General features: G+C 55.7%; 2 protein-coding genes and 2 pseudogenes. 2 read left to right on the top strand and 2 right to left on the bottom strand.

Features of this window, described 5'->3' with window-relative positions:
• Nucleotides 1-23: 23 nt before the first annotated feature.
• Nucleotides 24-613, bottom strand: a pseudogene (locus FJ398_26215) (efflux RND transporter permease subunit).
• A 230-nt stretch (nucleotides 614-843) separates the two neighbouring features.
• On the opposite strand from FJ398_26215, the gene FJ398_26220 reads away from it, so the two are divergent.
• Complete coding sequence (locus FJ398_26220; protein MBM3841382.1) at nucleotides 844-2,790, top strand: RiPP maturation radical SAM protein 1; 1,947 nt, start codon at nucleotides 844-846, stop codon at nucleotides 2,788-2,790.
• A 346-nt stretch (nucleotides 2,791-3,136) separates the two neighbouring features.
• Here the strand turns inward: FJ398_26220 and FJ398_26225 are convergent.
• Nucleotides 3,137-3,733 (bottom strand): annotated as a pseudogene (locus FJ398_26225) (FAD-dependent oxidoreductase).
• A gap of 75 nt (nucleotides 3,734-3,808) precedes the next feature.
• Between FJ398_26225 and FJ398_26230 the strand changes: the two are divergent.
• On the top strand, nucleotides 3,809-4,432 hold the full coding sequence (locus FJ398_26230) for a TetR family transcriptional regulator (protein MBM3841383.1): 624 nt from the start codon (nucleotides 3,809-3,811) through the stop codon (nucleotides 4,430-4,432).
• Nucleotides 4,433-4,623: the final 191 nt, after the last annotated feature.

Raw genomic sequence — 4,623 nt, forward strand, 5'->3', positions numbered from 1 at the left:
GACGATAGGCCGTATTAGCGGCCTCAACGGTTCACGGAACCCTTGTTCTCAGACCCTGAGGCGACGTGGCAGCTTCTCAGCTGCTTCTCCATGCGTACCAGACGGGGCACACTCCGGGCCGCCTCGCCGCCGCCGACGTAGAACGTTGGCGTGTCTGTTCCTTTTACGCCTCTCAACACGACGGTAGCAGTATCAACAGCGCTCGTGATAGTTGTGCCAGCTTGCCCAGAGCCTGCACCGCTTGCTAGCGCTGTGGGCAGCATGCCAAGAACCATCGCAGCGCTTGTCATGAGAATCGGACGAAGGCGCGCCGGTCCAGCTTCTAAAACGGCTTCGATGGGCGTTTTCCCTTCTCGTACGCGCACGACCGCATGATCGACGAGAAGAATCCCATTTTTGGTCACGAGACCCATCAGCAAAATGATTCCAATGAAAGAGCTGATGGACATCGATGAGTGATTCAAGAAGAGCGCGACCATAGCGCCGACTACGGCAAGCGGAAGCGCCATCATGATGGTGACAGGATGGATGAACGATTCGAACTGCGACGCGATTAGATGAACACCACTCCGAGCAGGATGGCGATGAAGGTGACAACATTTGTCGAGTCCATCTGATTTTGAAGGTGACGGTGTTCGGAACTTCGGAAGTCGAATCCTTTGGTGGAAGGGATTTCCGAAGTTCCGAACACCGTCACCGTCCTTTCCTGGGAGATTTCCGAAGTTCCGAACACCGTCACCGCTGCAGTCGTCGGTCACCGCTGCAGTCACTCGCCGCGATGCTCGACGTATCAGAATACGCCTTCGCACCGCGGCTCCGGGCGCGCTCGCGCGTTGCGCGAAAATGACCTTTGCGTGGTACGTTAACGCTCAACGAATGACTGCCGCCGACGCTCCGGTTTGTTTGGTGTGCATGCCCTATGTTTCCGTGGCTCATCCATCGATCGCTTTGGGAATTCTTCACGCAGCTCTGAAGAATGAAGGCATTGGTTGCAGAACGCTCTATGCCAACTTGTGGTTCGCTGAACAAATTGGCATTTCTGACTATTCGTTTTTCCAACTGGAGGACAACTTACTCCTCCGAGGCGAATGGACATTCTCACGAGCCGCGTTTCCAAATTCAAATCTGGATTCATCAAAATATCTTGCGCGTGTGGTGGCTGAGTCATCGCACTTGAGCATTTCGGCGAATGAAATGCCTGCGTTCCTCGCACGCATTCGTGACGAGGCCGAGAACTTCGTTTCAGTCGTTGCAGCGAAAGTTCTGGCGCAAAAGCCACGGATAGTTGGGTGCACGACGACCTTTCAACAGAACTGCGCTTCATTAGCGCTCTTGCGACGCGTGAAGGAGCTTGATCCTTCTGTTATCTGCATTTTGGGCGGAGCTAACTGCGAAGTCTCGATGGGAGAAGCGCTTCTTACATCGTGCTCATTTTTGGATCTCGTTGTTTCCGGAGAAGCCGATACGCTCTTTGCGCCCCTTTGCCATCAGCTGCTCACAACGGATGAAGCGCTCTACTCGCAGAGTTTTCCGCTCGGCGTTCTAAGTCGAACGAGTCGCAAAAATCTGATGGGCTCCGGCAAGGTTCCGCGCGCAGTCGTTGAGAGAATGGATGATGCACCCATTCCCGATTACTACGATTACTTTTCCGCGCTCGAATCGTCATCTCTCAAATCGAAGATCCATGCTGGCATGACTATGGAATCTTCGCGCGGTTGCTGGTGGGGACAAAAGCATCACTGCACGTTCTGCGGGCTGAATGGCGGAAGCATGAAGTTTCGCTCTAAGTCGCCTGCTCGCGTGCTCGATGAATGCCGCGAACTAGCACGACGCCACGGAAATCACCGCATTCACATGGCCGACAATATTCTCGACATGTCTTACTTCGAGAGTGTTCTTCCCGAACTCGCCAAACTCGATCCACCTCTGAGTGTTTTCTATGAGACAAAAGCCAATCTCAGCCGCAATCAAGTGAACTCTTTGGCGCAGGCCGGCGTGAGATTTATTCAGCCCGGTATCGAGAGCCTAGACGACAACGTGCTCAAGTTGATGGACAAAGGAGCAACAGGATTCATCAATATTCAGCTTCTCAAGTGGGCCAAAGAGGAGGGCATTTTTGTTGTTTGGTATTTTCTTACTCATTTCCCAGGAGAAAAAGATTCTTGGTATCAAGAGATGTCCGAGTGGTTGCCGCTCATTCATCACTTGCAGCCGCCGATGGACGTGTTCCCCGTCCAGGTTCATCGCTTTAGCCAGTACCATTCGCGCCCCGAGCAATATGGACTAGGTCACCTTCGACCTCACGAAGTGTATCGACTTCTCTATCCTCTGCCTGAAGACACGCTCGAACGTCTTGCGTACTACTTTGAATTTTATTCGCCCAAAGGAGAGCCGGAGAGCGGCAGGAGCGCACTCAAATCGAGCGTGCGCTTGTGGTGGATGCTTTGGCACATGGCGAAAGCAAAAGTTGCGGCGCTCGAGTGGCGAACCGACAATAACGGTCAGCCGATCATTTACGATTCACGACCATGCGCGCTTGAGCGTGAAGTACGACTCGAGCCAAGTGCTCTGTCGGTTCTTGAAGCGTGCGTTCGGGCGATTGGCACTTCCGAGCTCGAGCGACGTTTTGCAGATTCGATGAGCGACGTCACGAAGGTCCTCGACGATTTGTGTCGACGCCGACTGTTGCTGCGCCAGGGAAATCGGTATCTAAGCTTGGTCAATCGGCAGCCCGTGCGATCCTACTTACCGATGGACGAGTGTCCAAGTGGGAGCATTCTGAACCAGTGAAAATCCAAACTGACAGTAATGTCCTAGTTGCTGTTTGACGGACAGGACGATAAGCCGTATTAGTGGCCTCTGGTGCACCAAACGGCGGTTCGCAGACCCAGAGCCGACTGGGCCAGCGTAGATCAGCTGACATTGCAGGCCACGCGGAGCGCCTTCGCGGCGTCGTGAGACCAAGCCGGCCGCGCCAACCAGCCTGGTTTCTGGCCGTTCGTCACCGCTCGAAAGGACGATAGACCGTATTAGCGGCCTCAACGGTTCACGGAACCCTTGTGCTCAGACCCTGAGGCGACGTGGCAGCTTCTCAGCTGCTTCTCCAGCCGGGACTGGCGTATCGAGCACCGAGTCAGCCATGCTCATTGGTGACCGACACAACGGGCTTTGCCGGCGGCGACGCAAGAACCACGTCTGCGAGCATCATCGAATTTCGAGCCTCTGCTCCTTCATAAGATATGCCCGCCTGTTCGCGAACCACGCTGCGGGCACCATCCGCTCCCACCACAAAGAACCCGGAAAATTCTCCGCTGTCGGTAGAGATGCACACACGGCTCCCGTCATCCACAATTCCGGTCGCTGCCACGCCCCTCAGGATGACCACGCCGAGTTCTGCGGCACGCGTTTCCAGCCTTTCTTCGGTGAGGGCCTGCGGAATGAACAGGGTGTAGGGGAAGCGGGTATCGAAAGGTGAGAAATCCAGCCGCGTATCGAGGACCGCATAGTGGCCTGTGGGGATCGGCTTGCCCGCGTTCAGGAAGCGCTCGGCAAGACCGCGCAAGGCAAACACTTCAAGCGAACGTCCATGGATCGTCAGCGCACGCGACTGTGCGGTCCGCTCCGTTCGTCGCTCGAGAACAGCGACATCCGCACCGGCAAGTTTCAGTTCACAAGCCAGCCACAGCCCCACGGGTCCGGCCCCCACAACAACAACATCGAAGTCCATTTTCACGAAGATCACTCCAAGCTAACATTGTTAGATTGGCCTAACAGTGTTAGAGAGTCAATCGTGAATCTGGAGACAAACATGCGCGTTATAAAAAGCGAGGTCATTACGACGGCTCTCAAGCTGCTCGATGAGGTCGGGCTGGAGGGACTGACCATGCGAAAACTGGCGGAGGCCCTGAAGATTCAGGCGCCCTCGCTCTACTGGCATTTTGCCAACAAGGACGCGTTGCTCGAAGGCATGGCGGATGCGCTGATGCAGTCTGTCGCCACCAGCAATCCGGCGGACGAGCCATGGGACGCGTGCCTTGGACGTGTGGCTTCAGAAATGCGCGACGCCCTGCTGTCGCGCCGGGATGCTGCGCGCGTCTTCGCCGGCACCTATCCCTTGTCTGAAAATGTGCTGCGCGTCGGGTCGCTTCTCATAAGTTCTCTCAAGCAAGCCGGCGCTGACGACCGCGTCGCGACTTGGGGCGCGTTCACGATTGTCTATTTCGTCATCGGCTTCGTCATCGAGGAGCAGGCGTTGGGCGGCGGCAAGGAGAACGCGAGCCCGGAGGAGGCACATATTCTCTCCGGGTTCCCGCTTGCTACGATCGCAATCCGGGAAATAACGGCCGCCAATGCGGCTGAACGCTTTGCATTCGGTCTTGACCTGCAGATCAGAGCACTCCGGGTCTTGGTCGGCGAAATGGTTCCGAATTGAGGCTCAGGAGCTATATTTACCCATAGACAACAATGTTGCCCATCGGAAAATATAGCTCCGCTTAGACCAAAAAGGGGAGCATTTATCATGAAGACAGCAATCAAAGTCGCCTGCGCGCAGGCGGCACCGGCGTTTCCGGATCTCGATGGAAGCGAGCTTGCCACGCCGCTCGGCGAGACCGTGGAGAGACT

This window comes from Verrucomicrobiota bacterium (assembly GCA_016871535.1).
Lineage (GTDB): Bacteria > Verrucomicrobiota > Verrucomicrobiia > Limisphaerales > SIBE01 > VHCZ01.

What these genes read in the sequence shown, in the direction of transcription:
- FJ398_26220 (MBM3841382.1), top strand. Translation starts at nt 844, where the DNA reads ATGACCTTTGCGTGGTACGTTAACGCTCAACGAATGACTGCCGCCGAC.
- FJ398_26230 (MBM3841383.1), top strand. Translation starts at nt 3,809, where the DNA reads ATGCGCGTTATAAAAAGCGAGGTCATTACGACGGCTCTCAAGCTGCTC.